We start from the raw sequence: 26,872 nt of genomic DNA, 5'->3' as shown, positions 1-26,872 counted from the left end.
TAGCCGCTACAGGGTCTTCAATGACATCAGGTCAAACCAGCCGGAAAGAAGAAATGGCTCGCACGACACCTGAAGACGCCTTGCCACACGAACACACGCGCAACAAAACGGACGCTGGCCATGGTCACGCGCATGAGCATCACGACCATGATCATGACCACCAGCACGAGCATGATCATCACGAGCACGCGCCGCAACCGGCCGCGTGCTGCGGTGGCGGCTGCGGCACGGCGATCAGCGTCGCGCCCGTGGTGCCCGCGGCGATTCCGTCCGGCGCGCGCTCGGCCAGCTACCGGATCGACGCGATGGACTGCCCGACCGAGGAAACGCTGATCCGCAACAAGCTCGGCGGCATGGACGGCGTGGCGGCGCTCGATTTCAACCTGATGCAGCGCGTCCTGACCGTGCATCACACGCTGGCCTCGGCCGATCCTGTCGTAAAGGCGATCGCGAGTCTCGGCATGAAGGCGGAGCCGCTTGTCTCGGAGCAGTCTGCGCCGTTGCCCCTCGCGGAGCACAAGCCTTGGTGGCCGCTGGCGCTCGCCGGCGTGGCCGCAGTCGGGGCCGAGGCCACCGAATGGCTGGGGCTGTGGGATCCGTGGCTGCCGGCGCTGCTGGCCATCGCGGCCGTGGCCTTGGGCGGGCTGACCACCTACCGCAAGGGCTGGATCGCGCTGCGCAAAGCCAACCTGAATATCAACGCGCTGATGAGCATTGCCGTGACCGGCGCGCTGGTCCTGCGCGAATGGCCGGAAGCGGCGATGGTCATGGTGCTGTTCGCGCTGGCCGAACGCATCGAGGCCGCTTCGCTGGACCGGGCGCGCAATGCCATCCGGGGCCTGATGGCGATGGCGCCCGAGCAGGCCACCGTGCTGCAGGCGGATGGCAGCTGGGCTGCCGTGCCGGCGGCCGGCGTGGTCGTAGGGGCGCTGGTAAGGCTGCGCCCCGGCGAACGCGTCGCGCTGGACGGGCGCGTGGTGCGCGGCCAGTCCGCGCTGGACCAGGCGCCGATCACCGGCGAGAGCGTGCCGGTCGACAAGGCCGCCGGCGACGCGCTGTTCGCGGGCTCCATCAACCAGTCCGGCGAGATCGAATACGAAGTCACCGCGCCCGCCGACGATTCCACGCTGGCCCGCATCATCCACGCCGTGGAAGCCGCGCAGGCCAGCCGCGCGCCGACGCAGCGCTTTGTCGACCAGTTCGCGCGCCTCTACACGCCGACGGTGTTCGCCATCGCGCTGGCCGTGGCGGTGGTGCCGCCGCTGGCCATGGGCGGGCCGTGGGTGGAGTGGATCTACAAGGCGCTGGTGCTGCTGGTGATTGCCTGCCCGTGCGCGCTCGTGATCTCCACGCCCGTGACCATCGTCAGCGGCCTGGCGGCCGCGGCGCGGCGCGGCATCCTGATCAAGGGCGGGGTCTACCTGGAGCAGGGCAAGGACCTGTCATGGGTGGCGCTCGACAAGACCGGCACCATCACGCACGGCAAGCCCGTGCAGACGGACCAGGCAATGCTTGTCGATGACGCGCCCGCCGCGCGCCCAATTGCCGCGAGCCTGGCCGCGAGGTCCGACCATCCCGTGTCGAAGGCCGTTGCTGCTGCGGCGCAGGCGGATGGCGTCGGCTTGCTGGATGTGACGGAATTCGTGGCGCTGGCCGGACGTGGCACGCGCGGCCGTATCGATGGCGATGACTACTGCCTGGGCAACCACCGGCTGATCCACGACATGGGCGCGTGCTCGCCCGAACTGGAGGACCGGCTCGAAGCCCTGGAACGCGAGGGCAAGACCGTGGTGCTGCTGGCGCGCCTTGGCAAGGACGGCGCGGCAGTGGCGCAGGCCATGTTCGCGGTGGCCGACACCGTGCGCGACACCAGCCGCCAGGCCATCGCCGAGCTGCACGCGCTGGGCGTGAAGACTATCATGCTGTCCGGCGACAACCCGCATACCGCGCAGGCCATCGGTATCCAGGTCGGCATCGACGAGGCGCGCGGGAATCAGTTGCCGCAAGACAAGGCGGACGCCATCGCCACGCTGGCGGCTGACACGCATGCGGCACGCGGCAAGGTCGGCATGGTGGGTGACGGCATCAACGACGCGCCGGCCCTTGCGCGGGCCGATATCGGCTTCGCCATGGGCGCGGCCGGCACCGATACCGCGATCGAAACTGCCGACGTCGCGCTGATGGATGACGACCTGCGCAAGATCCCCGCGTTCGTACGGCTGTCGCGGCGCACGTCGCGCATCCTGTGGCAGAACATCACGCTGGCGCTGGGCATCAAGGTGGTGTTCCTTGCGCTGACGGTGGCGGGGATGGGAACGATGTGGATGGCGGTGTTCGCCGATATGGGGGCGAGCCTGCTGGTGGTGTTCAACGGGCTGCGATTGGCGCGGCGGTAGAAGGCTTCGGCGCCACAGAGGGAATGGTCAGGCCTGGCCGTTTGCTCCCCTCTCCCATGCAATGGGACAGGGGCCGGGGGAGAAGGCGGGAGCTTCCACGAAGTCCCTGCCCGGAATTTCAGGGCTGAATAATCAGCTCGCCGCTGCGTCCTTCAATCTCCCCCCACGTCACCGGCAACGCCGGCAGGGTATCGAGGTCGATGTGCCGGTAATACGCAGCCATCGACACCAGCTCATGCCCCTGCGCCCTCCAGCCTTGCAGCAGCCGACGGAACACCGGCGCCAGCTTGCCGCCTTCCAGCTCCGTATGCAGCGTGAAGACATGGTCGCGCATGCCGCCCGCGCCTTCCGTCAAACGCAGCACGGCCTCATGGACGTTGTCCTCGGTCAGGCCATCGACGCCGATCATTTCATCGAGCGTCGGCAGCGTGGTCGGCATCTGCACATGGCGGCAGGCGACCCCGCCGATGGTCGGGATGTATGGCGCCGTGCCGCGCCCGTCCGATGCATAGGCCATGCCCCAGTCGTCGATCTGCCGGAACGCCTCGTCGTTCATCTGCCAGCCGGCGGCGCCGTGCGTGGGCGGCGCTTCGCCGAAGATGTCGGCATAGCGGTCGAACGCGTTCTGCATCTGGCGACGGGTCCAGGCCGGGTCGCGCTCGCGCACGTTGTCCTGCCAGTAGACGTGGTCCCAGGTATGAATGCCGCATTCGTGGCCGGCCGTGCGCGCCGCGCGCATTTCGGCGGCCGCCTTGCGGCCGATGTCCGGTCCCGGCAGCAGCACGCCGTACATCAGCGTGCGCAGGCCGTAGTTGGACACCACCGAGGTGCGCGACACCTTCTTCAGGAACCCCGGCCGGAATACGCGGCGCAGCGCCCAGCCGGTGTGGTCCGGGCCCAGGCTGTACAGGAAGGTGGCCTGTGCCTGCACCGCATCGAGCATGGACAGCAGCGCCGGCACGCCTTCGCGCGTGCCGCGCAGCGTGTCGACGTCAACCTTGAGGGCGATTCTGGCCATGGGTCCCGGCTCAGTTGGCGCCGTCGACGAGGGTGCGCGCTTCCACCACCTTGTCGCGGTACGCTTCGAAGATCCGGCGCAGCGCCTGCTCCATCGTCACCTCGGGTTTCCAGCCCAGTTCCTGCATGGTGTTGTCGATCTTCGGCACGCGGTGCTGCACGTCCTGGTAGCCCTTGCCGTAGAAGTCGCCCGACGAGGTCTCGACGATCTGCGTCTTGCGCGCCTCTTCGGCGTACTCGGGGTAGTCGGCGGCCATCTTCAGCATCATCTCGGCCAGCTCGCGCACCGAGTGGATGTTGGACGGATTGCCGATGTTGAAGATCTTGCCGCTGGCGACGCCGTCCTTGTTCTCGATGATGTGCATCAGCGCCGAAATACCGTCGGAGATATCGGCAAACGCGCGCTGCTGCGCACCGCCGTCAACGAGCTTGATCGGCTCGCCGCGCACGATATGGCCCAGGAACTGCGTGACCACGCGCGAGGAGCCTTCCTTCGATTCGAAGATCGAATCGAGCCCGGCGCCGATCCAGTTGAACGGGCGGAACAGCGTGTAGTTCAGGCCCTGCTCCATGCCATAGGCGTGGATGACGCGGTCCATCAGCTGCTTGGAGCAGGCGTAGATCCAGCGCGGCTTGTTGATCGGGCCGTAGATCAGCGGCGAGGCTTCCGGATCGAACTCCTCGTCCGCGCACATGCCGTAGACCTCGGAGGTCGACGGGAACACCAGGTGCTTGCCGTACTTGACGGCGCTGCGCACGATCGGCAGGTTGGCTTCGAAGTCGAGCTCGAACACGCGCAGCGGGTTGCGCACGTAGGTGGCCGGCGTGGCGATGGCCACCAGCGGCAGGATCACGTCGCACTTGCGGATGTTGTACTCGATCCACTCCTTGTTGATGGTGATGTCACCCTCGAAGAAGTGCATGCGCGGATGGTTGACCAGGTCGCCCAGGCGGTCGGACGACATGTCCATGCCGTAGACCTCCCACGACGTGGTTTCCAGGATGCGGCGCGTCAGGTGGTGGCCGATGAAGCCGTTGACGCCAAGAATCAGGACCTTTTTCATCGGTTTTCCTCGTTGGATGGTTCGGTAAGAATGGTGGCCAGCGACGCAGCGGTGACCGGCGTGGACGCGGCGTCGAGCAGGGTGTCAATGCGCACCTGGCCGCCGTCGCCGCACAGGCCGACGATCTGGCCCTGGCTGACGTGCAGGCCGGGACGCCAGCCGGTCGGCAGCGTCGGCGCGGACAGCGGGCGGCGCGCCTGCGCCACGACGAAGCGCTGGCCGGCAAGTTCGGTGAACGCGCCGGGGTAGGGCGGCGCCACCGCGCGGATCAGGTTGTAGACCTCGGCCGCGGGGCGGCTCCAGTCGATGCGGCCGTCTTCAGGCCGGCGGCCCGAGAAGTAGCTGCCTTCGGCCAGCACGTTGGGCAGCTGCGGCGTGTTGCCCGCCATCATGGCCGGCAATGCGCGCCAGAGCGTTTGCTCGGCGGCTACGGTGACCTTCTCGAAGACCTCGCCGGCCGTGTCGTCCGGCAGGATCGGCACGGAAGTCTGGTCGACGATGTAGCCCGCGTCGGGCTTGGCGTCCATCGCGTGCAGCGTGGCGCCGGTCTCGGTCTCGCCGTGCAGCACGGCCCAGTTGACCGGCACGCGGCCGCGGTACTTGGGCAGCAGCGAGCCGTGCATGTTGAACGCGCCCTGCGGGGCCAGCGCCAGCACGCTGGCCGGGATCATCGAGCGGTAGTAGAACGAGAAGATGACATCGGGCCTGGCGTCGCGCACGGCCTGTGCGATCGCCGGGTCGGTCGGGTCCTCGCCGTACTGGAACGGGATGCCCAGTTCCGCCGCCGTATCGGCCACGCGGCGAAACCAGATGTTCTCGTCGGCGCGGTCGCGGTGCGTGATGACCAGCGCCACCTCCACGCCGCGCGCATGCAGCACGCGCAGGCAGCGGTCGCCGACGTTGTGGTAGCCAAAGACAACCGCGCGCATCATGCCTCCGTCCGTTGGCGGGCCGGGTCCGCTTCGAGCACGGCCTTGATGCGGTAGCGCGGGCGGTCGCGCACTTCCTGGTAGATGCGGCCGACGTATTCGCCCAGCAGGCCCAGGCCGAACAGCAGGATGCCGATCAGGAAGAAGTTCATGGCGAACAGGGTGAACACACCCTGCACTTCCGAACCGAACAGGAACCGGCGGATCAGCAGCACCACGAACAGCACGCCGGACAGCAGCGACAGCACCGTGCCGATGGCCGAGAACCACTGCAGCGGCACGATCGAGAAGCCAGTCACCAGGTCGAAGTTCAGGCGTATCAGCTGGTACAGCGAGTACTTGGATTCGCCGGCGTGGCGCTGCTCATGGCCCACCTCGATTTCCACCGGGCTCGACGCGAAGGTGTAGGCCAGCGCGGGAATGAAGGTGTTGACCTCGCGGCACGCGTTGATGGTGTCCACCACGTTGCGGTCATAGGCGCGCAGCATGCAGCCCTGGTCCGTCATGCGGATGCGGGTGATTCTCTCGCGCAGCCCATTCATGGCGCGCGACGCATAGCGGCGGAAGGCCGTGTCGTTGCGCTGGCGGCGGATGGTGCCCACGTAATCGTGGCCTTCGCGCATGGTCTGCACGAGGCGCGGGATTTCCTCGGGCGGGTTCTGCAGGTCGGCGTCCAGCGTGATGACGATCTTGCCGCGCGTGTGTTCAAAGCCGGCCAGGATGGCCATGTGCTGGCCAAAGTTGCCGTTGAACAGCACCACCCGGGTCACGTCCGGGCGCTTGTGGAACTGCGCGGCCAGCATCGCCGCCGAGCGGTCGGCGCTGCCGTCATTGATGAAAATGATCTCGTACGAGTCGCCAAGGCCGTCGAGCACCGGGTACAGGCGGTCGAACAGGGCTTGCAGCCCGTCCTCTTCGTTGTAGACCGGAATGACGACCGAAACCTCGACCGGACTCATTTGGAGAGACGTTTGCATGTTTCGCTAAGAGTTGCGCAGACCCGTTCCACATCGGTGGCCTGCATGGCGGGGAAGAGCGGCAGCGTGACGATGCCGCGCCCGATGCGCTCGGCGTGCGGCAGCATGCCTTCGCGCCAGCCAAGGGAACGGTAGTAGGTGAAAAGATGAATCGGAGGATAGTGCACGCCGGTGCCGATACCGCGCTCGCGCAGGGCCTGCATGACGTTTTGGCGCGCCTGGGGCGCACCGCCTTCCAGACGTTCGGTGGGCAGCACCACCTGGAACATGTGCCAGTTGGTGGTGGCCTGATGCGGATCGAGCGGCAGCGGCAGTTCGATGCCCAGTTCGGCCAAACCGGCATCGGCCGCGCAACGGAAATAGGTCTCGGCCAGTTCCGCGCGGCGTGCGGTGATGGCATCGAGCTTGCCGAGCTGCGCCAGGCCGATCGCGGCGTTGACGTCGGTCAGGTTGAACTTGCCGCCCGGTTCCTCCACGTCCATGCCATCCATGCCGGAGCGGATCACGCCCTGCAGCCGCAGGCGCTCGGCGCGCACGGCCTCTTCGGGCGTATTCATCACCAGGCAGCCGCCTTCGACGCTGGTGATGTTCTTGTTGGCCTGGAAGCTGAAGCTGACCAGGTCGCCAAAGGCGCCGATGCGCTGGCCTTGCCAGCGCGAATCGATGGCCTGCGCGGCGTCTTCGATCACGCGCAGCTTGTGCTTGCCAGCGATCGCGTAGAGCCGGTCCATGTCGACCGGCAGGCCGGACAGGTACACCGGCATGATGGCGCGCGTGCGCGGCGTGATGGCCGCTTCCACGGCGTCCAGGTCGATGTTGCGGGTGCGCGGGTCGATGTCGACGAACACGGGCTTCGCGCCGACCGCCAGGACCACGTTGGCGGTGGCGACCCACGTGATCGGCGTGGTGATGACTTCATCGCCGGGGCCGATGTCCGCGATGCGCAGCGCGATCTCCATCGTCGCCGAACCATTGGCGAAGGTGCGCACGGGACGGCCGCCGAAGAGCTGGGACAGCGCGTCCTCGAACGCCTGCATCTTCGGGCCGGAGGTGATCCAGCCGGAGGCCAGCACCTTGCCGACTTCGGCAATGGTGTCGGCGTCGATCTCGGGCCGGACGAAGGGAAGGAATTCGGAAGCGGCGGTAGCGGTCATCGGATAGCTTGCCAGTAAAGATGCAACACAGTGGGGCGCCGGATCACGAGCGCGCAATCAGGAATACGCCGGCCAGGATCAGCAGGATGCCGCACACGCGCAGCGGGCCGATCATCTCGCCGAACAGCCAGTACGCGGCAAGCGCGTTCACCACATAGCCGAGCGAGAGCATCGGGTAGGCAATCGACACGTCAACGCGCGACAGACCCACGATCCACACGCCCACGCTGACGACATAGAGCGTCAGCCCGGCCAGCACCGGCCACTGGGTCAGCACGCGCAGTGCCGTCACCAGCAGGGTGCTGCGCTCGATGGTGATGGCGCCGACGGCGTTGACGCCGGCTTTGAGCAGCAACTGCGCGGCGGCATTGAGCAGCACGCCGGTCAAGATAAAGGCAAAGGTCGATAGCGTCATGGCGCCCGGTTCAGTCCTTGGAGGGTTGCGGCCGGGCCTGTGCCGGCAGCGGGAAATTGGCAACGACGATGCGGCGCTTGTCCTCGGCGATCGTGTTCATGGGCACGCCGCGTGCGGTGAGGTCCCCGAACGTGTCGGCCGACATGATGGCGATGGCGTGCGGTCCTTGCTTCCAGCGCTCGACAAAGGCATCGACGGTCGGAATCCATTTCTGCGGTTCCCGGCCGACGCCGAACTCAAGCTCGTCGGGGTGCTCGACGAGGATGGTAGTCCGGCGCAGGTAAAACGGCAGCGTGTGGTCCAGCAGTCGCACGCTGTAGATCGGCATGTCGGGGGTCAGCACCGCGTTGATCGCCGGCACCAGATCGGCGCCCGAAGCCGGGCGGCCCATGGCTTCATGCCCGCGGAAGGCCAGTGTCGCGCACAGGAACATGGCCACAGCATAGGCGACGATGCTGGGGAACACGCCACGCGAGCGCACCAGGTGCCGTGCGAGCAACGTGCCCGCCAGCATGCAGGCAAAGGCCAGGCCGATCCACAGCGCGAATTCGCGGTAGACCACGTTGGGCGTGCTGGGCTTGTCCAGCGTTGCCACATAAGGGGTGGCCAGCAAGCCAAGCACCGCCAGCACCAGCATGAAATTCACCTGGCGCAGCCACGAGCGTTCCGTGGCGGTGTCGAGCGCCACGCCGGCCAGGATGCCCAGCGCCGGGAAGATCGGCACGATATAGCCCGGCAGCTTCGAGCCCGACAGGCTGAAGAAGATGAAGATGGCAATGGCCCAGATGGCAGCCAGCATCGCCGGCTGGAACGGCCGCGGGGCGCTGCCGCGCGCCACGCCGGCGCGTTCGCGCACGGCCTGCCACATGCCCGGAAAGGCGCCCAGCCACGGCAGGAAGCCCGCAACCAGCAGCGGCAGGAAGTACCATAGCGGGCCCTTGCGCGAATGCACGGTCGAGGTATAGCGCTGCCAGTGCTCGTGGATAAAGAAGAAATTCAGGAATTCGGGGTTGCGCTCGGACACCAGCCAGAACCAGGGCACGGTGACCACCAGCATCAGCACGATGCCGGACAACAGATGCAGGCGGCGCCAGAGGCCAAAGTCGCGCGTGACTAGGGTGTAGACCACGAGCACCAGTCCCGGCAGGGCAATGCCGACCAGGCCCTTGGTCAGGATGGCCACGCCCATGGCGACCCAGCAGGCCAGCATCCAGTTGCGGCGCGCGGCCGGCGTGGCGTCCGGGTGCTGGGCCAGCAGCATGAAGGCGAGCACGCAGGCCATGGCACCGGACAGCGTCATGTCGAGCGAATTGAAATGCGCGGCCACGTTCCACATCGGCGCGGCGACCAGCACCAGGCCGCTCAGCAGGGCCGCGCGCATGCCAAACCAGCGGTGCGCGGCGAGCATGGAAACCAGCAGACCGATGGCGCCGGACAGCGCCACGCACAGCCGTGCCTGCCAGTCGCCAATCCCGAACAGCGAATAGGACAGCGCTGTCACCCAGAGATGGAAGGGCGGCTTTTCGAAGTACTTGAGCGCCTGGTAGCGGATCGTGACCCAGTCGCTGGTGGCAAACATCTCCCTGGCAATTTCGGCGTAGCGGCCTTCGTCCGAGCGCAGCAGGTGGCGCATGTCGAGCGTGCCGAACCAGACCAGCAGGATGCCGAGGCTGATCGCGGCGATTACGCCAACTGACAGCCCGGCATAGCGCGCGGTCGATGAACTACGCATAGAACTCCCTGGAATGATCGACGGATGAATCGCTTGCGTCGCGTGGCGCGACTGGCGAAGCCGACCGTTGCGGGGCCCCGCGCTTCGCTGGCATCAGCGGTCCGCGCGGGCTCTGCATTCAGTCGCTTCCTTACTACGGTTTGTCCGGTCGAGGACCGTCCGCCATGCAGGCCTGCTCGCAGGTGCCGGGCATGGCGGGAAGTCGTCACAACGCGTGCCGGCGCGTGCCGGTGGACAAGCGCTGGCGACAGGCCTCGTTTTCGGGCCAAGTTGTGACGCAAGCGTATCTTGTTCGCGGTGCTCGTACCGTCCCTCTCGCGGGCGGCAATGGTAGCACGGGCGAGGGACCCACCCGCCTTCCGAAGCTATCCTGAGGCGCAAGGAACTGGCGATGGCACGGTCCGTCGCCGTCAGGCTGGTTGGGCAAAGGGGGTGCGGCGGGCACTGCGCAAGCGGAGCGCCACCCCAAGGAGCAGGATGCCGCACACAATGGCCCACGAGCCGATCATCCAGAGCACAGCGAGCGCCCCGGCCAAGGGTCGCCACAGCACCAAGAACGCGAACCCGATGCTGACCAGCCCGGTCAGGATCAGCGACCATTCGTTCGGGATCTCCTTGCGCAGGCGCACGGCCGCAACCATCTGCAGCACGCCCGTGGCCAAGGTCCACGCGGCAATATAGATCAGCAGGGACAACGCAGTAATCGTCGGGCTCAGCCAGGTGAGCGCGCCGACACCGAGGCCGAGCAGGCCCTGCAGCGCCAGGATCCAGCGGTCGCTGCTCTCGCGTTGCTTGCCGGAGATTGCCATCAGCAGTGCCATCAACCCGTCGGCTGCCACGAACGCGCCGAAGATGATGATCAGCGCGGCCAGCGTGGCGATCGGGGCGAAGAGCGCGCAGAGGCCGAAAACGAGCGCCAGCAGACCGCGCAGGGCAATCACCCACCATAATTTCGCGTAGTACTGAAGCATGGAATTCTCCTGCAAGGTGCCGGAACGCCGGAACGCCACGGGCCCGGCCCCGTGGAGCCGGATGGGACAGTGGGCGGGAAACGCGCTGGCGCTGGCACAGACCGCGTGCCGGCCAGGCCAGTCAGAAGCAGACGGCAAGACCATTCTAGACAGGGAATGATGTGAAGACAAAGGCGCAGCATGTTCGGCGAAAGGCGGCAGCGGTGGCATTGGCGCTGCTCTGGGCCGGCTGCGCCTGGGCGCAAGAGCGGCCCGCCGCCCCGGCACCCCACGCTTCCTTGCCACCATCGCCCGGCGCCGCGCTCTGCGACGCGCAGTGGTTCCGCTCGGGGTCGCACGTGCAGATGGAGGGGGACGGCGCGTTGCCGATGTCGATTACCATGACCTTGCGCGACGTCGGGCGCAGTGCCTCGGGCTGCCACGCCCAACTCGAAATCAACTCGAAATCGGCCATGTCCGCGCTGATGGGACCGCCTGTCGTCATGGATCAGGTGCATCAGGTCAATATTGACCGGCGCACGCCTGCCGACCAGACCAGCATTGAAAGCCAGCACGCCGTCATCAACGCGCGAGCGCGCTACGCGCGCATGTTTGGCGAGGCGGCGTTCAAAGGCCGTGGCGTGTTCAACTATGCCGGCATGAGCCTGCGCGAAGGGGCCACGCTCGAAGGCGAGACGTTCGAATCGAGCCTGTCGCTCAAGGTCTATCCGCTCGGCTCCGACGAGGTGGTCAGCACCATGCACGTGCCGCACGCCTCCATCCATATCAGTTCGCGCCAGGTTGGCCGCCGCCAGATGATCAATACCGTCATGGGCCGCAAGGAATGCCTGCCCGTCACCTATGACAAGCGCACGTCGCTAGGGCCGCTGCTGGTGGGGGAGGAAGTCGTGCAGGTCGAACCCACGGTCATGCATATCACCGACTGGTACTGTCCGGCCGAGGCCTTCGTGTTGCGTACCGAAGTCATGCAGGACGGCAAGGTGCAGCGCATCGACGTGACGGCGATGGAGCAGGATACGCAGGCACCGTAGCCTGCATCACCCCCCAGACGCAAAAAAGCCCGTGCTATGCACGGGCTTTTTTTGCATTGGTGCCGGGTATCAGCTGGCCGGTGCCGCTGGAGCCGCCTTCTTCTTGGCCTTGGTCTTGGACTTCTTGGCCGGCTTCTTGGCGTCCGGAGCCGGAGCGTCGGTCAGGTCGCTGCGCGTGCTCTTGTTGGCGCCCTGGCTGTACGGATCAAACTTGTCACCGGACTTGGCGCCCTCGGTGTACGGGTCGAATTTCTGACCAGACTTGGCGCCCTGCGTATACGGGTCGAACTTCTTGCCACCCGTTTGCGCCTGGGCGGCTACAGCAGCCGTGCCCAATGCGAGCACGATGGCAGTCGCAACGAACTTGTTCATGATTTCTCCTGAGTCCAGCCTGGTTATGCCACCCCGTTGGGCGGTTCTTCTCGGTTGCCCCTCTGGCGGGGACAACCGGTTTCAGTGTCGCCAAGCTATCGCCACGCTGTCAACTTGGTACCTACCCGGCGGTAAGCATTCATGGAAACCATGGATTGCCGTATCCGTGCGCCTATGCCGGAAATCACGGCGTCACTCCGTGGTGGTGTCGGACGGGTGCTTCCATGCCTCCCGCACCTGGTTCGACGGGGCCAGGGCGAGGTTGATGTTGCGGCTGCCGATGGGTTGCTGGAACCAGCGCTTCTGCAGAGACGCGATGCCCGGACCCGCGAACGTGGTGGCCAGGGTCTGGTCGACGACCTGTTTCCATTCCGGATCGGCCTTCGACATCATCAGTGCGTTCTGCTCGGTCGAAAGGGCGGGGCCGACGATCACCCACTGAGCCGGGTCCTTGGCGCGTGCGCGCAGGCCGGCAAGCAGGACGTCGTCCATCACGAAGGCTTGTGCGCGACCCGATTCCAGCAGCAGGAACGATTCGCCATGGTCCTTCGCGTAAATGTCGCGATAACCGTATTGTTGCTTCATGTGCCGCACATGGCGGTCGCCGGTCGAGCCGGCGCTGGTGACCACGGTCTTGCCGCGCAGGTCCTCGAACGACTGGATGCCGGAGTCGGCCCGCACCAGCATGCGCACGGTCGAGACGTAATGCGACACGCTGAACGCTACCTGCTTCTGCCGCTCCAGCGAGTTGGTATTGGGGGCGCAGTCCAGGTCCACCAGGCCATTGACCATTGCGGGGAAGCGGTTCTGCGGCGTGAGCGGCATCCAGCGCACCTTCAGGTCCTTCAGGCCCAGTTTCTGGCGGGTTGCTTCGGCTACGCGCAGGCACAGGTCGACCGCATAGCCGGCCGGCTTGCCCTTGTCATCGGCGAACGAGAACGGCAGTGCGGACTCGCGATAGCCGAGCACGATGGTGCCGCTGTCGCGGATCTTGTCGAGCACCGGACTTTCGGCGCGGGCGCCGAGCGGGGCGAGTGTGGCCAGCGACAGCAGCAGGGCGGCCAGGGGACGGAACAGCTTGCGAGGAGCGAACGAGCGGGCGAACGACATAGGGTGCGGGGAAGGCGTAGTCACGCCAGTTGCAGCAAAACCGGAAGGGTATACCCGCGCTCTGCCTGGAGGAACGACAACTTTTTCATAAGCAAATGCTTCGCCGTTAAGACATTGAACATGGCGATTCCGAAAAAGGCATACCTCGGTGATTTGTGTAACGATTACTCAAATTGTGACAAATGAGGCGCAAACAGATGCCGGGAAGGCGGTAAAATCGCCCCCATCGCATTTGTAACGTTCTTATAACAATCAATGAGCCCCCGTCCTTCGCGCCTCGCGTGCATTGACGCCCTCAAGGCCGTCAGCTCGCAACTGATCGTGCTCCATCACCTGGCGTTCTACGGCCCCATGTCCGATTCGGCCTATTCGCTGGCGCCGGATGTCCTTGACTGGCTGTCGCAATACGCCCGCATCGCGGTGCAGGTCTTCCTGGTGGTGAGCGGTTTCCTGGCGGCACGCAGCCTTGCGCCACAGGGCAGGCTGGTGATCCGGCAGCATCCGTTGACCGCGGTCTGGCGCCGCTACCAGAAGCTGGTCACGCCGTATGCGGCGGCGATCCTGGTCAGCATTGCGGGGGCTGCCATTGCGCGGACGTGGATGGTCCATGACTCGATCCCCGCGCCGCCGCACCTGATGCAGTTCCTTGCCCATGTGCTGCTGCTCCATAACGTGCTGGATGTCGATGCCTTGTCGGCGGGCGTCTGGTACGTGGCGATCGACCTGCAGCTGTTCGCGCTGCTGGTGACGGCGCTGTGGCTGGCGCGCAGCGTGTCGGGCCAGGGTGCCCAGGCGGGCGTGGTCGTGGTGTCGGCTCTGGCGGTGGCCTCGTTGTTCTGGTTCAACCGCGATGCCGGGTGGGATATCTGGGCGGTGTATTTCTTCGGTGCCTACGGCATGGGCACGCTGGCGTACTGGGCCTCCAATGCCGAACGGTCGGCCATTCCGCTCCTGTTGCTGGGGGCGCTTGGGCTCGCGGCACTGATCGTCGATTTCCGGCTGCGGATCGCGGTGGCGCTGGCCACGGCATTGCTGCTGGCGGTGGCCAGGCGCGGCGGCTGGCTTGAAAGCTGGCCGCGCGCGGCGGTGGTGGGCTTCTTTGGCCGGATCTCCTATTCGGTGTTCCTTGTGCATTTCCCGGTCTGCCTGATTGTGAACGCGGTGGTTTCCCGCCTGGCGCCGGGGAACCCGGTGCTCAACGCGCTGGGCATGCTGTTCGCCTGGCTGGCGAGCAATGTTGCCGGAACCTTGTTTTACCGCTATGTAGAAAGTGCCAGTCCGTTCGCCGCGCTGCGTGCGCTCGTGCCGGGCGGCCGCCGTGGCGCGCCGAAGGAATCGACCACCTGACCCTGGGGCCGGACCGCCGCACTCCCGCGCGGACCGCAACGGACATCAGCGGCACGTAGCCATCCCGGCACGTGCCGCTTTTTCGTGGTGCGTGCGCGCCGCGCGCGGCGATACCGCTTGCCCGTTCATGGTGCGGCGCGCGACCGTTGCCCGCGTGCGACGGCCCACGCAAGGGACGGCAACGGGCATTGGGGATGGCATGGAGATTGCCTAGTATGGAAGCGTAAACCTGACCGTTTGGTCAGGATTCCATCATGGAATCGAGGGCTGTCATGTCCGACCATATCGTCCTGACTTCGCACGCGCGCCGCGACAAACCGGCCGAGCCGATTCACTGGGGAGCGCCAACGGCAGCGGAACGCGGCCCGGTGATTGCGAGCCTGACGGACCCCGAGCGGCGCAATGTGATTGGCACGCATTCGGGCGCCTATGCCATCTACCGGGCGCTGGCCGTGGCTTCGGGCCGCCTTCAGCGCGACCACCGGCCGGACCTGACCGATACCGCGCCGGCCGAGGCAATCGGCCCGCACCCGCAGTGGGCGGATGCGGACAAGATTGTCTCGCTCGACCCATGGGGCCATCTCGTTTCCAGTGTCTTTGCCGACCGTATCGCCGCGGGCGTGGACATCCGCCCGACCATCGCCGTGACGCGCGCGCACATCAACATGCCGGAGCTGGCCTCGGCGATTGCGGCGGGGCGGCTCAGGCCTGATGGCGACATCCTCCACGCCAACGGCGACGTGAAGGTCACCAAGGCGGCAGTGGATCCGGTCTGGTACCTGCCCGGGCTCGCGCGCCGTTTCGATATCAAGGAAACCGTGCTGCGGCGCAGCCTGTTCGAGCAGACCAGCGGCATGTTCCCCGAGCTGGTGACGCGGCCCGACCTGAAGGTATTCCTGCCGCCGATCGGCGGCATGACGCTCTATTTCTTCGGCGATATCGCCAAGCTCGGCAAGCCCGACACCCACGTGGCCTGCCGCGTGCATGACGAGTGCAACGGCTCGGACGTGTTCGGCTCCGACATCTGCACCTGCCGCCCCTACCTCGCGCATGGCATTGAGGTTTGCATCGACATGGCCCAGCAAGGGGGCGTAGGCTTGGTGGTCTATAACCGGAAGGAAGGACGCGCGCTGGGCGAGGTGACCAAGTTCCTGGTCTATAACGCCCGCAAGCGCCAGGTCGGCGGCGACCGCGCCGAGACCTACTTCGCGCGCACCGAGTGCGTGGCCGGTGTGCAGGACATGCGCTTCCAGGAACTGATGCCGGATGTCTTCCACTGGCTCGGTATCCGGCGCATCGACCGCTGGGCGTCGATGAGCAACATGAAGCACGGTGCGCTGGTGGCCCAGGGTATTGAAGTGGTCGAGCAGGTGGCCATACCCGAAGCACTGATCCCGGCGGACGCGCGCGTGGAAATCGACGCCAAGGTGGCGGCCGGCTATTTCACGCACTACACGCCGCCTGACGCCAACGAACTCGCCCTGGCAAAGGGCAGGGGGTTGAACGAATGAGCACGTATCCCGAAGCGGACCGGCCGGGCGGATCGACCGACGGCCACGGCAGCGGCTGGTACAGTCCGGTGCCGGCGGGGCATCCGGCTGCAGCGCTGCTTTGTGCCGAGGCGGTCCGCACGCATTGCGCGGCCGTCACCGAGCACGTGGCGGCCGGCCAGTCCGAACTGTTCACCTGGCATCCCGACCGGGTCCATGCGATCGCGGACTATGTCGCCAGCACCATCCGCCAGCGCTATCCGGACCTGCGCGTGCCGTACCACAGCCGCTGGCGCCACTTCGAAAGCGGCGGCTCCGGCGAGCGGCTCGACCGCTGGCAGATCCTGTGCGAGCGCGCCGCGCTGAGCGGCCCCGAGCACCGCGAGGACCGCGCCCGGATCGGCATCGACCTGGTCATTCCCAGCGTGCTGCTGGATGCCGGTGCCGGCCCCGACTGGCGCTACCGCGATCCGGCCAGCGACCTGATCCTGACCCGCTCGGAAGGGCTCGGCGTGGCCAGCTTCGACCTGTTCGCGCGCGGCGGCTTTTCGGCCGAGCCGGGCGATCCGCTGCGCGCCGATGCCGAGCGGCTGATGCGCATCGACGCCTCGACCATCGCCACGGCCTTCCAGGTTGCACAGCACAATCCGCTGGTGGGCCTGGAAGGGCGCGCCGGGCTGCTGCGCCGCCTGGGTGAAGTCATGCAGGCCACGCCAGCCGTGTTCGGCTCGCCGGCGCGCCTGGGCAACCTGTTCGACTACCTGAAGGCCAATGCGGTCGATGACCGTATCGAGGCGAGCTTCATCCTGAGGACGCTGCTGGTGGCGCTCGGTCCGGTCTGGCCGGGGCGGGTGGTGCTGGAGGGGGTCTCGCTCGGCGATACCTGGCGGCATCCGGCCGCCCCCGGCGGGCTGGTGCCGTTCCACAAGCTGACCCAGTGGCTGACGTATTCGCTGCTGGAGCCGCTCGAGGACGCCGGCCTGATTGTCACGGGGCTGGCATCCCTGACCGGGCTGCCCGAGTACCGCAACGGCGGCCTGCTGTTCGACTTCGAGCTGATGGTGCCGCGCGACCCGGGATTCGCGGCCGTGGCGCACGAGGTGCAGGAGCCGGTCATCGTCGAATGGCGTGCGCTCACCGTGACGGGGCTGGATCTCGTGGCCGATGGCGTACGCCAGGCGCTCGGGTTGACCGAGGCGGCGTTCCCGCTGGCGCGCGTGCTCGAAGGCGGCACCTGGGCCGCGGGACGGCGCATTGCCGCCAAGCGCAGGCCCGGCGGGCCGCCGCCCTTCGCGATCTACAGCGACGGCACCGTGTTCTGAGCGCCGTGATTACGCCGTAGCGCTTGCCCGCCGGCCGATGCCGCCCGGCGGTGCAATCCCTGATTCACCCGCGATTCCCCGCCAGCCCGATTGCATAGGAGCGTCATCATGAACGACGTGTCTGCCGTCCCCGTGGCGCCGGCCGAAGCCGCCAACGCCCCCGCCGTCACCGCCCCCGTACTGGTAGTGGACCACCCGCTGGTCCAGCACAAGGTCACGCTGGCGCGCAGCGAGGAGACCACGACGGATAACTTCCGCCGGCTCGTGCGCGAGATCAGCCAGCTCCTGACCTATGAGGCGACGCGCGACCTGCCGATGGAGACCATCGCCATCAAGACACCGATTGGCCCCACGCGGTCGCCGGTGCTGGCGGGCAAGAAGCTTTGCCTGGTGTCGATCCTGCGGGCGGGCAATGGTTTCCTGGACGGCATGCTCGAACTGCTGCCCGCCGCGCGCGTGGGCCATATCGGCCTGTACCGCGACCCGGAAACGCTGGAGCCCGTCGAGTACTACTTCAAGATGCCCGAGGATATCCAGGAGCGGATCGTGATCGTGGTGGATCCGATGCTGGCCACGGGCAATTCGGCCATCGCGGCGCTGAACCGGCTCAAGGAGAGCGGCGTGACCATGCTCAAGTACGTCTGCCTGATTGCGTCGCGCCCGGGGCTGAACGCGCTGCAGGCCGCGCATCCGGACGTTGCCATCGTCACGGCGGCCATCGACGAGGAGCTGAACGAGCACGGCTATATCGTGCCCGGCCTTGGCGACGCCGGGGACCGCCTCTACGGCACGCGGTGATGGACGGGCCCGCGACGGCCACGGCGCGGCGCCTGCCGCTCGCGCGCGAAGCAAGCGGCGGGCGCATCCGGCAGGAGAACGAGGCCATGATCCTGCGCGCGGCCGAGCACGTGTTCGCACGTGCCGGATTCGCGGGGGCCACCATGGCGGAGATCGCCGTGCGCGCCGGCGTGCCCAAATCCAACCTGCACTACTACTTCCGCACCAAGCAGGCGCTGTATCGCGCGGTACTGGCGCACACGCTGCAATTGTGGCTGTCCGAGACCGAGGCCATCCGCGCCGAACTGCCGCCGCAGGTGGCGCTGGAAGCGTACATCCGCGCGAAGATGCGGCTGTCCGCCAGCCATCCCGATGCATCGCGCGTGTTCGCCAATGAATTGCTGCACGGCGCGCCGGAGATCGGCGAAGTGTTGCGCCATGCGCTGCGCGAACTGGTGGCGCACAAGGCCGCGGTCATCCGCCAGTGGATCGCCAATGGGCAGATGGCCAGCGTGGATCCGCAGCACCTGTTCTTCACCATCTGGGCGGCGACCCAGACCTACGCCGATTTCGAATCGCAGATTTGCGCCGTGCTGGGCGTGAGCCAACTGGGCCGGCGCGATTTCGAACTGGCCACCGAGCATCTGGTGACGCTGCTCTTGCGCGGTTGCGGGCTGGGGCCCGTGGCTGCGCCGCTTGTCCGGGGCGTGCCCACGCCGTAGGTGCCCTGCCTGCTCCGCATCGTCGCGCCGAGCCCGAACCCTGAACTACGAACCATCCGATCCTGGAGCGACCATGCTGGAACTGATCCTGCGCCACTGCACGCTGCCTGACGGGCGCCATGACATCGATATCGGCGTCGACAACGGCCGCATTGTCGCGGTGGAAGCGGCGCTCGCCGCGCAGGCCGCCACCGAGGTCGATGCCGCGGGGCAACTCGTGACGCCGCCGTTTGTCGATGCGCATTTCCATATGGATTCCACGCTGTCCTACGGGCTGCCGCGCGTGAACCAGTCCGGCACCTTGCTCGAAGGCATTGCGCTGTGGGGCGAGCTGAAGCCGCTGCTGACGCAGGAGGCGCTGGTCGAGCGCGCGCTGGCGTACTGCGACTGGGCCGTGGCCAAGGGGCTGCTGGCGATCCGTTCGCATGTCGACGTGTGCGACCCGCGCCTGCTTGCCGTGGAGGCGCTGTTGCACGTGCGCGAGCGCGTGCGTCCCTACCTCGATCTCCAGCTCGTGGCGTTCCCGCAGGACGGCGTGCTGCGCGCGCCGGGCGCGCTCGACAACCTGCGCTGCGCGCTCGACATGGGCGTGGAGGTGGTCGGCGGCATTCCGCATTTCGAGCGGACCATGGCGGACGGCTCGGCATCGGTGCGCGTGCTGTGCGAATTGGCCGCCGAACGGGGCCTGCGCGTCGACATGCATTGCGACGAGAGCGACGACCCGATGTCGCGCCATATCGAAACCCTCGCCAGCGAGACCGTGCGGCTGGGGCTGCACGGACGCGTCGCCGGCTCGCACCTGACGTCGATGCATTCGATGGACAACTACTATGTGTCCAAGCTTCTGCCGCTGATGCGCGAGGCGGGCGTCGCCGCGATCGCCAACCCGCTGATCAACATCACCTTGCAGGGCCGCCACGACAGCTACCCGAAGCGGCGTGGCATGACGCGCGTGCCCGAGTTGCTGGCGGCCGGCGTGCCGGTCGCGTTGGGGCATGACTGCGTGATGGACCCCTGGTACAGCCTGGGCAGCGCAGACATGCTGGAGGTGGCTCACATGGGCCTGCATGTGGGGCAGATGACCGGGCAGGACGCCATGCGCAGCTGCTTTGCTGCGGTGACGACCGCGCCCGCGCAGATACTGGGCCTCGATGGCTATGGCCTTGCGCCGGGCTGTCGCGCGGACCTGGTCCTGCTGCAGGCGCGCGATCCGGTCGAGGCCATCCGCTTGCGCGCGACGCGTTTGCTTGTTGTGCGCGGCGGCAAGACCGTGGCCAGCACGCCGCCGGCCACGGCTACGCTGCATTTGCCAGATCGACCGCCGCAGGTGGACTTCGTCGCCAGGCGCAGCGAGGCGGCGCGCGGGCGCTGACATGCAGAGATTTTTTACCGAAGAGTGTTGACAAGGTCTCTGGTGGTCAGCATAATTGCGTTCTTCGCATCGCAGCAGAAATGCAGTGAAACGAAGCCCAGATGGCGGAATTGGTAGACGCACTAGGTTCAGGTCCTAGCGGTGGCAACACTGTGGAGGTTCGAGTCCTCTTCTGGGCACCAAATTCAGAAAAGGCCCGCAGCAATGCGGGCCTTTTTCCGTTTACGGCTGGCTATTGGCGGGTGTCGGCAGGTGTCGCGGCGGATGCGGTCGCCGCGCGAGGGCCGCGCGGCTTGCTGGCGCTCAATCTTCGATGGCCTCTTCAGGTTCATCGGCGCGCCGCACGCAATTGCGGCCATCGGTCTTGGCGCGGTACAACGCGGCATCCGCCGCGGCAAACAGTTGCGGCCAATGGATAGCGCCGCTGCGGGCAGTCGCCACGCCAAAGCTGGCGGTGACCGGCAGCCGTGTACCGTCAGCCAGTCGGATCGGTTCGGCGCAGATCGCCGTGCGCAATACCTGCGCCATGGACGCCGCGTCTTCGGTCCCGGCGCCAGGGACGAGCACCGCGAATTCCTCGCCGCCAAAGCGCGCCAGCGCGAATGCGGGATCCACCCGGTCGCGCATCAGGTCCGCCAGCGCACGCAGCACCTCGTCTCCGGCGGGGTGGCCGTGCCGGTCGTTGATTTGCTTGAACCGATCCACGTCCATCAGGATCAGGCTCACCGTCTCCGGTCCGGCAGGATCGGACGGCTGCACGGCAACATGCTCCAGCGCGCGCCGGTTCAGCAGTCCGGTCAGGCTGTCGGTGCGGGCCAGATGTTCGAGCTGCTCGGTGAGCGACGCGCGCTCGCGCAGCTTGCGGCGCAGGATGTCGAGCGCATCGAACAGGCGGCGCATCTCGCGGCCGGTCGTTGGCACGCCAAAGCCCGGTCGGCTGCGGCCTTCGGCCAGCGCAATGACCGCATCGCGCGCATGCAGCAACGGCAGGAATACCGAGCGCTGTGCGAACACCAGCAGGTACCCAAGCACCAGGAGGATCAGCGCGGTCGCGCTGCCGGCGATTGCAAGGACGCGTAGCGCGCGCGTGCGGTCGACCTCGAAATGCGCGATTACCTCGTCCAGGAACGCGCGGCGCAGCCGCTCCAGTGGCTCCAGTGTCGGCACATAGCGGTTGGTGAATTCTGTCGGGGTCATCGAGTAATGCCCCGACAGGCGGCCTTGCGCCACCATGCTGTCGACCATGGACAAGCCGTGGCCGAAGAACTGGTGGCTCGCGTCGGCGTACGCCTGCTCGAGTTGCGGGGTGTCGCCATACATGTTGTAGGCCGGACCGGCGAGTTCCCATAGCTCCAGCAGCCGCCCGCGCGAGCGCGAGGTATCGGCGAGGCTGCGGATCGGGATCGGCTGGTGCGCGGCAACGGGCGCCATGATCTGGGAGGCCGCGCGGCCGCCGTACTCGCGCAAATCGCCGAGCATCTTGCCGGTGAGCGCGGGCGCGGCCAGGCCCGGGTGGCATGCCGACAACTGCCTGACCTGCCAGCCGATCAGCGGCTGCAGCGCATCGACGGCCTCGAACATGCCTTCGATGGCGTGCTGGAGTTCATCCATCTGCCTGTCTTCGCGCTGCCGGCTGGCCAGGGCATCGACCTCCGTGCGGGCCCGGCGCAGGCGCTCGCGCACGCGTTCCACCATCAATGGCGGCAGATGGTGCTGGTGCAGGCCCGCGGGCGCCGCCGGCGGCATCAGCAGCCGCGTGAGCGCGGCGTCGCTGCGAGCGCGGAATTCGCGCAGCCGGTCGCGCGCGGCACTTTTCTCCGCGGGGGCTTCGCCGAGCACACTGTTGGCGGGGCCGCGTTCGGCCGACAGCACATTGGCCGCGTCCAGCAGGACACGGTATTCCGAGATGTCATACAGGTTCTGGCGCGCCGCGGCGAAATCGCCATACGAATGCGCCATCAGCAGCGCAGCCAGGCCAACCGTACACAGCGCGGCAATGGTTGTCACGGCAGACAGCTTGCGCTTCAGGCTCCGGCTTCGGCCTGCTGCCAGCGGATGGCTGGCGCCGGTGTTCCCGGCAGGGCGAAGTCTTCGCCAGAACGCCATGGTGGTCTCCTCCCGCGCCTGTTCGGTCAGGAAGGCAGGCATAGGAAATCGTTGAGTTTTCGACATTATTGACGAAAACCATCAGGGCTTCGGGCAAAGCCGACGCCATTGCTCCACTAAACGGGACGACCGGGCGGCTGTCCGGAACGCAAGCTCAGCGGCCGCGCGAAAGCGGACATTCGCCGCTTTCCCGATGGCGGGCATATCGCCTATGCTCAAACAAATCGGGCAAGCTTGGATAACGTCCGAAGGTGGTTGCCATGACTGAGGTCTTGTCATCATCAAGAGAGAGGGAGGCAGGGGCATGCCCTGCGTGGCACGACTGTGCCGCGACACCGCATGGGGTGCGTCAACACCCCCTGCAATGCTGCTGCGTGCTGGCGATGCTGGTGTGTTCCGTGGCCAGGGCCGACGAGGGTGCCCCGGGCACCGATTCGATCCTCGGCTGGCAGCATGTGCAAGCGAGCGACTTTGGCGGGATGGCACCGGCACGTGGTTCTGCCTCGTCTGCCGTTGAACACAACGCGTACTCCCCGCGCATCGAGGTCACGACAGGTGCTGGGCCGGATGACGACGCGCCCGGCCTCGCGGCCATCGACGTCGATACTGAGCGCCTGCGCTACGGCCCGCGGCGGATCCTGGTTCATGTCGACGACATCACCACCGCCAGCGGCTTCGTGGACAGCCGCGTGCGCACCATGGCGGTGGCGCTGGACGCCGTCGTGCCGCATGCCGGTGGCCTGACCATCCAGCCGCGCGTGCAACTGGCGTATCAACCGGGCACGCCGGCCACGGGCACGCAGGCGCCCGACATGCTGGGCGATTCCAGTGCCACGGGCTTCGGCGTTCGGCTCTACGGCGCCCAGCCGACCCGGCTCGCGGGCGTGTACCCGTTCGTCGAAGCCGACTGGTGGCAGGACAGCCGCAAGCAGACCATCAACATCAACGGCACGAAGATCGATACGGACCTGCTGCGCGGCCTGTTCTCGTTCAATATCGGCGCGCACGGCAATACCGCATCGGGCGTGAAGCTCTGGTTCAAGGTGAAGGCGGGGCGGAATGCCGGCGGCACCGTGGGCGCGCGCTATCGCTGGTAGCCGTCATTGCCGCACAGTCGATTGGCCTGCTGATTGAAAATTTTTCGCGGAAGGGGCTTGCACAAAACCCAAACTGGGTTACAATCTATGTCTCGCGTGCGGCTGTAGCTCAGTTGGATAGAGTACTTGGCTACGAACCAAGGGGTCGTGGGTTCGAATCCTGCCAGCCGCGCCACCTATGTAGAAAGAAAAGGGCTTCCGGAACCGGAAGCCCTTTTTCATTTCCGGCGCACGCATTCGTTTCATCGCGTCATGCAACGCTTGTTGGGCCCGGGGAGTGTCAACTTGTTCCGTTGCGATTTCAGGCGTGCGCCTTCGAGCCATGCAACTGCATCACGGCTGGACCGCTACGCCGTAGCTTGCACGCCGCCCGCCGGGATGACTGGCGCCGTTGCTCGAGTTCGCAGCGAACCTCGGCCATTTTGGCGAGCAATTCCAACGCTTGCGCCGTTCTGCATGGTGCGTCATTTGGCACTACAGTGAATGAACTTCGGCGATTCAGCCCGGGTTCCCATTTCAGCCAGTGACGAAGACCTCGCACCGATGCCCGTACCGACTCCCTTGCCCTTCACGCCCACCCGCCTGACGTTGCGGGATGGCCGCCATATCCTGCTTCGCGAAATCTGCGATCAAGACCGCTCGGGGTTGCTCGCCGCGTTTTCGCGGTTGTCGGCCGACGCCCGCTACACCCGCTTCATGGCGCCCATGCGGGAGTTGCCCGAGGCCATGCTGGAGCATGCCACGCACCCCGAGCCGGACCATGAATGCGCGCTCGTCGCCTGGAGCGAGGCGGAAGTCGGGGAACAAAGCGGCCGTCTGGTGGGCGGTGCGCGTTTCGTGGCCGCGCCCGGCAGCGATGTCTGCGAGTTCGCCATCACGCTCGATGACGACTGGCATGGCGCGGGCCTGGGGCGCATCCTGATGTCGTCGCTGATCGAGACGGCGCGTGCGCGTGGCTATGCGCGCATGGAGGGATTCGTGCTGGCCATGAACACGCCCATGCGGCGCCTGGCGCGCCGCCTTGGTTTTTCCGATGTCGGGTGCCCCGATGACGCGACCCTGCGCATCGTCACATTGCAGCTGGACCAGCAGGCCGATGCCGCAGACGCTGGATGAAGTGGATGGTGACGGGGCCGTAGTGAACGGAGGGAGGTCGCGATGTCTGTATTGTTGCTCGGCAATATCGAGCCCGGCACGACCGAAGACGAGATCCGCGCATTCCTGGTCAAGTACGGATTGCCGGCATTCGATGCCCTGGAGCACGTGCCCGGCGATGGCAGCAATCCCGCGGTCATGCTGACATTCAGCGCACTGGACCCGGCCACCCTGCGCAAGCTGCTGACGCGGATTCACGGCATGTTCTGGAAGCGCCGGCGCCTGAGCGCGCTGGCGATGACGGAACGCTACATCTGAGCGATGCGCGGCGGCCGCCGCGCATCGTCATCATCGTCCTCGATGCCGCATGGTCAGAGTTGCGCGGCGTGGTGCCGGATGTGGTCGGCGATAAAGGTGCTGATGAAGTAATAGCCGTGGTCATAGCCGGCATGCCGGCGCAGCGTCAGCGGCTGGCCCGCCGCCGCGCAGGCGGCCTCGAACGCCCCGGGATGGAGCTGGCTCGCCAGGAACTGGTCCGCCAGGCCCTGGTCCACGAGGATGCCGGCCGGGAAGGGCGCTGCCTTCTGGGCCGCCATCAGCGCGCTGGCATCATGTTCGGCCCAGCGGCCGCGGTCCGTGCCGAGATAGCCGGTGAACGCCTTCTCTCCCCACGGGCACTGCATCGGCGCGGCGATGGGCGCGAACGCCGACACCGAACGGAAGCGCCGCGGATGCCGCTGAGCCAGCACCAGCGCGCCGTGTCCGCCCATGGAGTGACCGAAGATGCCGACGCGGTCCGGATCGACCGGCAATTCGCGGCTCGCGAGATCGAACAGCTCCTGCGCGACGTAGCTTTCCATGCGCCAGTGCGTGTGCCACGGCGCCTCGGTCGCATCGACATAGAAGCCCGCGCCCACACCGAAGTCCCAGGCATCCGCCTCGCCCTGCATGCCGGCGCCGCGCGGACTGGTGTCCGGCGCAACCAGGACCAGGCCGTGCTCGGCGGCAAAGCGCTGCGCACCGGCCTTGATCATGAAGGTTTCCTCGGTGCAGGTCAGCCCCGCCAGGTAGAACAGCGCCGGCAGCCTGGCGCCGGGCTGCGCCTGCGGCGGCAGGTACACCGAGAAGCGCATCGGCAGGCCGATGGTGGTCGAGGCGTGCCGGTAGAAGCGCTGCACGCCGCCATGGCAGCCGTGTTCGGACAACAGTTCCAGAGTCACGGCCGGCTCCTCAGTACAGCACCACCGAACGAATCGACTCGCCGCGCTTCATCAGGTCGAAGCCTTCGTTGATGCGGTCCAGCGGCAGCGTGTGCGTGATCAGGTCGTCGATATTGAGCTTGCCATCCATATACCAGTCGACGATCTTCGGCACGTCGGTGCGGCCGCGCGCGCCGCCGAAGGCCGAGCCTTTCCATTCGCGTCCGGTCACGAGCTGGAACGGGCGCGTGGAGATCTCCGCGCCGGCCTCGGCCACGCCGATGATGATCGATTTGCCCCAGCCCTTGTGGCAGCACTCCAGCGCCTGGCGCATGACCTGCGTGTTGCCGATGCATTCGAAGGAATAATCGGCGCCGCCGTCGGTCAGCTGGATGATATGGTCGACGACGTTGCCCACGTCCTTCGGGTTGACGAAATGCGTCATGCCGAACTTGCGCGCCATGGCTTCGCGCGCGGGGTTCAGGTCGACGCCGATGATCTTGTCGGCACCGACCATCTTCGCGCCCTGGATCACGTTCAGGCCGATGCCGCCGAGGCCGAACACCACCACGTTGGCACCGGCTTCCACCTTGGCCGTGAAGATGACCGCGCCCACGCCGGTCGTCACGCCGCAGCCGATGTAGCAGACCTTGTCGAACGGCGCGTCAGGGCGGATCTTCGCGAGCGCGATCTCCGGTACCACGATGTGGTTCGCGAACGTCGACGTGCCCATGTAATGGAAGATCGGCTTGCCGTCGATCGAGAAGCGCGAAGTGCCGTCCGGCATCAGGCCCTTGCCTTGCGTCGAGCGGATGGCCTGGCACAGGTTGGTCTTGCGCGACAGGCAGAACTTGCACTGGCGGCATTCCGGCGTGTACAGGGGGATCACGTGGTCGCCCGGCTTGAGCGAAGTCACGCCCGGGCCGACGTCGGTAACGATGCCGGCGCCCTCATGGCCCAGGATCGCCGGGAAGATGCCTTCCGGATCGGCGCCGGACAGCGTGTAGTAGTCGGTGTGGCAGATGCCGGTGGCCTTGATTTCCACCAGCACTTCACCGGCGCGGGGGCCTTCCAGGTCCACCTCTTCGATGGTCAGCGGGGCGCCGGCTTTCCAGGCGATAGCGGCTTTGGTCTTCATGGAATCCTCCTGGGAAAGAGAAAGTGGTCGGCCCGCCTG

Annotated in this window: 24 protein-coding genes and 2 tRNA genes; 13 read left to right on the top strand and 13 right to left on the bottom strand. The window is 66.7% G+C overall.

Annotated features, from left to right (window positions below; translation table 11 throughout):
• Positions 1 to 53: 53 nt before the first annotated feature.
• Positions 54 to 2,396 (top strand): heavy metal translocating P-type ATPase, encoded by a 2,343-nt coding sequence (locus tag ACIGJC_RS23425; RefSeq protein ID WP_483711796.1) that lies wholly within the window; start codon positions 54 to 56, stop codon positions 2,394 to 2,396.
• Positions 2,397 to 2,514: 118 nt separating this feature from the next.
• Here ACIGJC_RS23425 and ACIGJC_RS23420 read toward each other — a convergent pair whose 3' ends face one another.
• The 8 genes from ACIGJC_RS23420 to ACIGJC_RS23385 form a co-directional block, all read right to left on the bottom strand.
• Positions 2,515 to 3,414, bottom strand: coding sequence for a polysaccharide deacetylase family protein (locus ACIGJC_RS23420; protein WP_483711795.1), 900 nt, complete (start codon positions 3,412 to 3,414; stop codon positions 2,515 to 2,517).
• 10 nt (positions 3,415 to 3,424) lie between these two features.
• Complete coding sequence (locus ACIGJC_RS23415) at positions 3,425 to 4,477, bottom strand: bifunctional UDP-4-keto-pentose/UDP-xylose synthase (RefSeq protein WP_483711794.1); 1,053 nt, start codon at positions 4,475 to 4,477, stop codon at positions 3,425 to 3,427.
• Positions 4,474 to 5,406, bottom strand: a complete 933-nt coding sequence (locus tag ACIGJC_RS23410) for a formyltransferase (protein WP_483714364.1) — start codon at positions 5,404 to 5,406, stop codon at positions 4,474 to 4,476. Before ACIGJC_RS23410 ends, ACIGJC_RS23415 begins: the two co-directional genes overlap by 4 nt.
• A complete protein-coding gene (locus ACIGJC_RS23405; protein ID WP_483711793.1) occupies positions 5,406 to 6,383 on the bottom strand; it encodes a glycosyltransferase in 978 nt (325 codons plus the stop codon). The genes ACIGJC_RS23410 and ACIGJC_RS23405 overlap by 1 nt, the downstream gene beginning before the upstream one ends.
• Positions 6,362 to 7,537, bottom strand: coding sequence for a DegT/DnrJ/EryC1/StrS family aminotransferase (locus tag ACIGJC_RS23400; RefSeq protein ID WP_483711792.1), 1,176 nt, complete (start codon positions 7,535 to 7,537; stop codon positions 6,362 to 6,364). The genes ACIGJC_RS23405 and ACIGJC_RS23400 overlap by 22 nt, the downstream gene beginning before the upstream one ends.
• Before the next feature lie 43 nt (positions 7,538 to 7,580).
• Positions 7,581 to 7,952, bottom strand: coding sequence for a DMT family transporter (locus ACIGJC_RS23395; RefSeq protein ID WP_483711791.1), 372 nt, complete (start codon positions 7,950 to 7,952; stop codon positions 7,581 to 7,583).
• A 10-nt stretch (positions 7,953 to 7,962) separates the two neighbouring features.
• A complete protein-coding gene (locus ACIGJC_RS23390) occupies positions 7,963 to 9,684 on the bottom strand; it encodes a glycosyltransferase family 39 protein (protein ID WP_483711790.1) in 1,722 nt (573 codons plus the stop codon).
• Between the two features lie 410 nt (positions 9,685 to 10,094).
• Positions 10,095 to 10,655, bottom strand: a complete 561-nt coding sequence (locus ACIGJC_RS23385; protein ID WP_483711789.1) for an HdeD family acid-resistance protein — start codon at positions 10,653 to 10,655, stop codon at positions 10,095 to 10,097.
• Positions 10,656 to 10,933: 278 nt separating this feature from the next.
• Here ACIGJC_RS23385 and ACIGJC_RS23380 point away from each other — a divergent pair, with 278 nt between their 5' ends.
• Positions 10,934 to 11,686: a hypothetical protein gene (locus tag ACIGJC_RS23380; RefSeq protein WP_483711788.1), complete on the top strand. Its 753-nt coding sequence runs from the start codon at positions 10,934 to 10,936 to the stop codon at positions 11,684 to 11,686.
• A 69-nt stretch (positions 11,687 to 11,755) separates the two neighbouring features.
• Here the strand turns inward: ACIGJC_RS23380 and ACIGJC_RS23375 are convergent, their stop codons facing one another.
• Positions 11,756 to 12,058 (bottom strand): amino acid ABC transporter permease, encoded by a 303-nt coding sequence (locus ACIGJC_RS23375; RefSeq protein ID WP_483711787.1) that lies wholly within the window; start codon positions 12,056 to 12,058, stop codon positions 11,756 to 11,758.
• A 192-nt stretch (positions 12,059 to 12,250) separates the two neighbouring features.
• On the bottom strand, positions 12,251 to 13,168 hold the full coding sequence (locus ACIGJC_RS23370) for an amino acid ABC transporter substrate-binding protein (protein ID WP_483714363.1): 918 nt from the start codon (positions 13,166 to 13,168) through the stop codon (positions 12,251 to 12,253).
• A 255-nt stretch (positions 13,169 to 13,423) separates the two neighbouring features.
• Between ACIGJC_RS23370 and ACIGJC_RS23365 the strand changes: the two genes are divergently transcribed.
• The 7 genes from ACIGJC_RS23365 (at position 13,424) to ACIGJC_RS23335 (ending at position 20,380) form a co-directional block, all read left to right on the top strand.
• Entirely contained in the window at positions 13,424 to 14,515 is a 1,092-nt protein-coding gene (locus ACIGJC_RS23365; RefSeq protein WP_483711786.1) for an acyltransferase family protein, read from the top strand.
• A 272-nt stretch (positions 14,516 to 14,787) separates the two neighbouring features.
• Positions 14,788 to 16,026 (top strand): GTP cyclohydrolase II, encoded by a 1,239-nt coding sequence (locus tag ACIGJC_RS23360; RefSeq protein WP_483714362.1) that lies wholly within the window; start codon positions 14,788 to 14,790, stop codon positions 16,024 to 16,026.
• Positions 16,023 to 17,327, top strand: coding sequence for a URC4/urg3 family protein (locus tag ACIGJC_RS23355; protein ID WP_483711785.1), 1,305 nt, complete (start codon positions 16,023 to 16,025; stop codon positions 17,325 to 17,327). The genes ACIGJC_RS23360 and ACIGJC_RS23355 overlap by 4 nt, the downstream gene beginning before the upstream one ends.
• 108 nt (positions 17,328 to 17,435) lie before the next feature.
• Positions 17,436 to 18,125, top strand: coding sequence for a uracil phosphoribosyltransferase (gene upp / locus ACIGJC_RS23350; protein WP_483711784.1), 690 nt, complete (start codon positions 17,436 to 17,438; stop codon positions 18,123 to 18,125).
• The gene (locus ACIGJC_RS23345; RefSeq protein ID WP_483711783.1) at positions 18,125 to 18,826 is read left to right on the top strand and encodes a TetR family transcriptional regulator C-terminal domain-containing protein; all 702 of its coding nucleotides are present in this window, start codon (positions 18,125 to 18,127) and stop codon (positions 18,824 to 18,826) included. Before upp ends, ACIGJC_RS23345 begins: the two co-directional genes overlap by 1 nt.
• Positions 18,827 to 18,899: 73 nt before the next feature.
• Entirely contained in the window at positions 18,900 to 20,198 is a 1,299-nt protein-coding gene (locus ACIGJC_RS23340; RefSeq protein WP_483711782.1) for an amidohydrolase family protein, read from the top strand.
• 95 nt (positions 20,199 to 20,293) lie between these two features.
• Positions 20,294 to 20,380, top strand: a tRNA-Leu gene (locus tag ACIGJC_RS23335).
• A gap of 121 nt (positions 20,381 to 20,501) precedes the next feature.
• Here ACIGJC_RS23335 and ACIGJC_RS23330 read toward each other — a convergent pair.
• Positions 20,502 to 22,346 carry a GGDEF domain-containing protein gene (locus ACIGJC_RS23330; RefSeq protein WP_483711781.1) on the bottom strand — a complete coding sequence of 615 codons (1,845 nt, stop codon included), beginning with the start codon at positions 22,344 to 22,346 and terminating at the stop codon, positions 20,502 to 20,504.
• 302 nt (positions 22,347 to 22,648) lie between these two features.
• On the opposite strand from ACIGJC_RS23330, the gene ACIGJC_RS23325 reads away from it, so the two are divergent.
• The 4 genes from ACIGJC_RS23325 (at position 22,649) to ACIGJC_RS23310 (ending at position 24,814) form a co-directional block, all read left to right on the top strand.
• Entirely contained in the window at positions 22,649 to 23,401 is a 753-nt protein-coding gene (locus tag ACIGJC_RS23325; protein WP_483711780.1) for a hydrolase, read from the top strand.
• A 98-nt stretch (positions 23,402 to 23,499) separates the two neighbouring features.
• Positions 23,500 to 23,576, top strand: a tRNA-Arg gene (locus ACIGJC_RS23320).
• A gap of 368 nt (positions 23,577 to 23,944) precedes the next feature.
• Positions 23,945 to 24,517: an N-acetyltransferase family protein gene (locus ACIGJC_RS23315; RefSeq protein WP_483711779.1), complete on the top strand. Its 573-nt coding sequence runs from the start codon at positions 23,945 to 23,947 to the stop codon at positions 24,515 to 24,517.
• 42 nt (positions 24,518 to 24,559) lie between these two features.
• Positions 24,560 to 24,814, top strand: a complete 255-nt coding sequence (locus ACIGJC_RS23310) for an RNA-binding protein (protein ID WP_483711778.1) — start codon at positions 24,560 to 24,562, stop codon at positions 24,812 to 24,814.
• 53 nt (positions 24,815 to 24,867) lie between these two features.
• Here the strand turns inward: ACIGJC_RS23310 and fghA are convergent, their stop codons facing one another.
• Both fghA and ACIGJC_RS23300 read right to left on the bottom strand, forming a co-directional pair.
• Positions 24,868 to 25,710, bottom strand: coding sequence for an S-formylglutathione hydrolase (gene fghA / locus ACIGJC_RS23305; RefSeq protein ID WP_483714361.1), 843 nt, complete (start codon positions 25,708 to 25,710; stop codon positions 24,868 to 24,870).
• Between the two features lie 16 nt (positions 25,711 to 25,726).
• Positions 25,727 to 26,833 (bottom strand): S-(hydroxymethyl)glutathione dehydrogenase/class III alcohol dehydrogenase, encoded by a 1,107-nt coding sequence (locus tag ACIGJC_RS23300; RefSeq protein ID WP_483711777.1) that lies wholly within the window; start codon positions 26,831 to 26,833, stop codon positions 25,727 to 25,729.
• Positions 26,834 to 26,872: the final 39 nt, after the last annotated feature.

Source organism: Cupriavidus sp. C3SS-1 (assembly GCF_057073755.1).
This window is presented reverse-complemented; position numbering and strand designations above follow the sequence as displayed.

Coding starts and splice junctions, on each gene's coding strand:
- ACIGJC_RS23425 (WP_483711796.1), top strand. CDS start 54: ATGGCTCGCACGACACCTGAAGACGCCTTGCCACACGAACACACGCGC.
- ACIGJC_RS23420 (WP_483711795.1), bottom strand. CDS start 3,414: ATGGCCAGAATCGCCCTCAAGGTTGACGTCGACACGCTGCGCGGCACG.
- ACIGJC_RS23415 (WP_483711794.1), bottom strand. CDS start 4,477: ATGAAAAAGGTCCTGATTCTTGGCGTCAACGGCTTCATCGGCCACCAC.
- ACIGJC_RS23410 (WP_483714364.1), bottom strand. CDS start 5,406: ATGCGCGCGGTTGTCTTTGGCTACCACAACGTCGGCGACCGCTGCCTG.
- ACIGJC_RS23405 (WP_483711793.1), bottom strand. CDS start 6,383: ATGCAAACGTCTCTCCAAATGAGTCCGGTCGAGGTTTCGGTCGTCATT.
- ACIGJC_RS23400 (WP_483711792.1), bottom strand. CDS start 7,537: ATGACCGCTACCGCCGCTTCCGAATTCCTTCCCTTCGTCCGGCCCGAG.
- ACIGJC_RS23395 (WP_483711791.1), bottom strand. CDS start 7,952: ATGACGCTATCGACCTTTGCCTTTATCTTGACCGGCGTGCTGCTCAAT.
- ACIGJC_RS23390 (WP_483711790.1), bottom strand. CDS start 9,684: ATGCGTAGTTCATCGACCGCGCGCTATGCCGGGCTGTCAGTTGGCGTA.
- ACIGJC_RS23385 (WP_483711789.1), bottom strand. CDS start 10,655: ATGCTTCAGTACTACGCGAAATTATGGTGGGTGATTGCCCTGCGCGGT.
- ACIGJC_RS23375 (WP_483711787.1), bottom strand. CDS start 12,058: ATGAACAAGTTCGTTGCGACTGCCATCGTGCTCGCATTGGGCACGGCT.
- ACIGJC_RS23370 (WP_483714363.1), bottom strand. CDS start 13,168: ATGTCGTTCGCCCGCTCGTTCGCTCCTCGCAAGCTGTTCCGTCCCCTG.
- ACIGJC_RS23365 (WP_483711786.1), top strand. CDS start 13,424: ATGAGCCCCCGTCCTTCGCGCCTCGCGTGCATTGACGCCCTCAAGGCC.
- ACIGJC_RS23360 (WP_483714362.1), top strand. CDS start 14,788: ATGTCCGACCATATCGTCCTGACTTCGCACGCGCGCCGCGACAAACCG.
- ACIGJC_RS23355 (WP_483711785.1), top strand. CDS start 16,023: ATGAGCACGTATCCCGAAGCGGACCGGCCGGGCGGATCGACCGACGGC.
- upp (WP_483711784.1), top strand. CDS start 17,436: ATGAACGACGTGTCTGCCGTCCCCGTGGCGCCGGCCGAAGCCGCCAAC.
- ACIGJC_RS23345 (WP_483711783.1), top strand. CDS start 18,125: ATGGACGGGCCCGCGACGGCCACGGCGCGGCGCCTGCCGCTCGCGCGC.
- ACIGJC_RS23340 (WP_483711782.1), top strand. CDS start 18,900: ATGCTGGAACTGATCCTGCGCCACTGCACGCTGCCTGACGGGCGCCAT.
- ACIGJC_RS23330 (WP_483711781.1), bottom strand. CDS start 22,346: ATGCCTGCCTTCCTGACCGAACAGGCGCGGGAGGAGACCACCATGGCG.
- ACIGJC_RS23315 (WP_483711779.1), top strand. CDS start 23,945: ATGCCCGTACCGACTCCCTTGCCCTTCACGCCCACCCGCCTGACGTTG.
- ACIGJC_RS23310 (WP_483711778.1), top strand. CDS start 24,560: ATGTCTGTATTGTTGCTCGGCAATATCGAGCCCGGCACGACCGAAGAC.
- ACIGJC_RS23300 (WP_483711777.1), bottom strand. CDS start 26,833: ATGAAGACCAAAGCCGCTATCGCCTGGAAAGCCGGCGCCCCGCTGACC.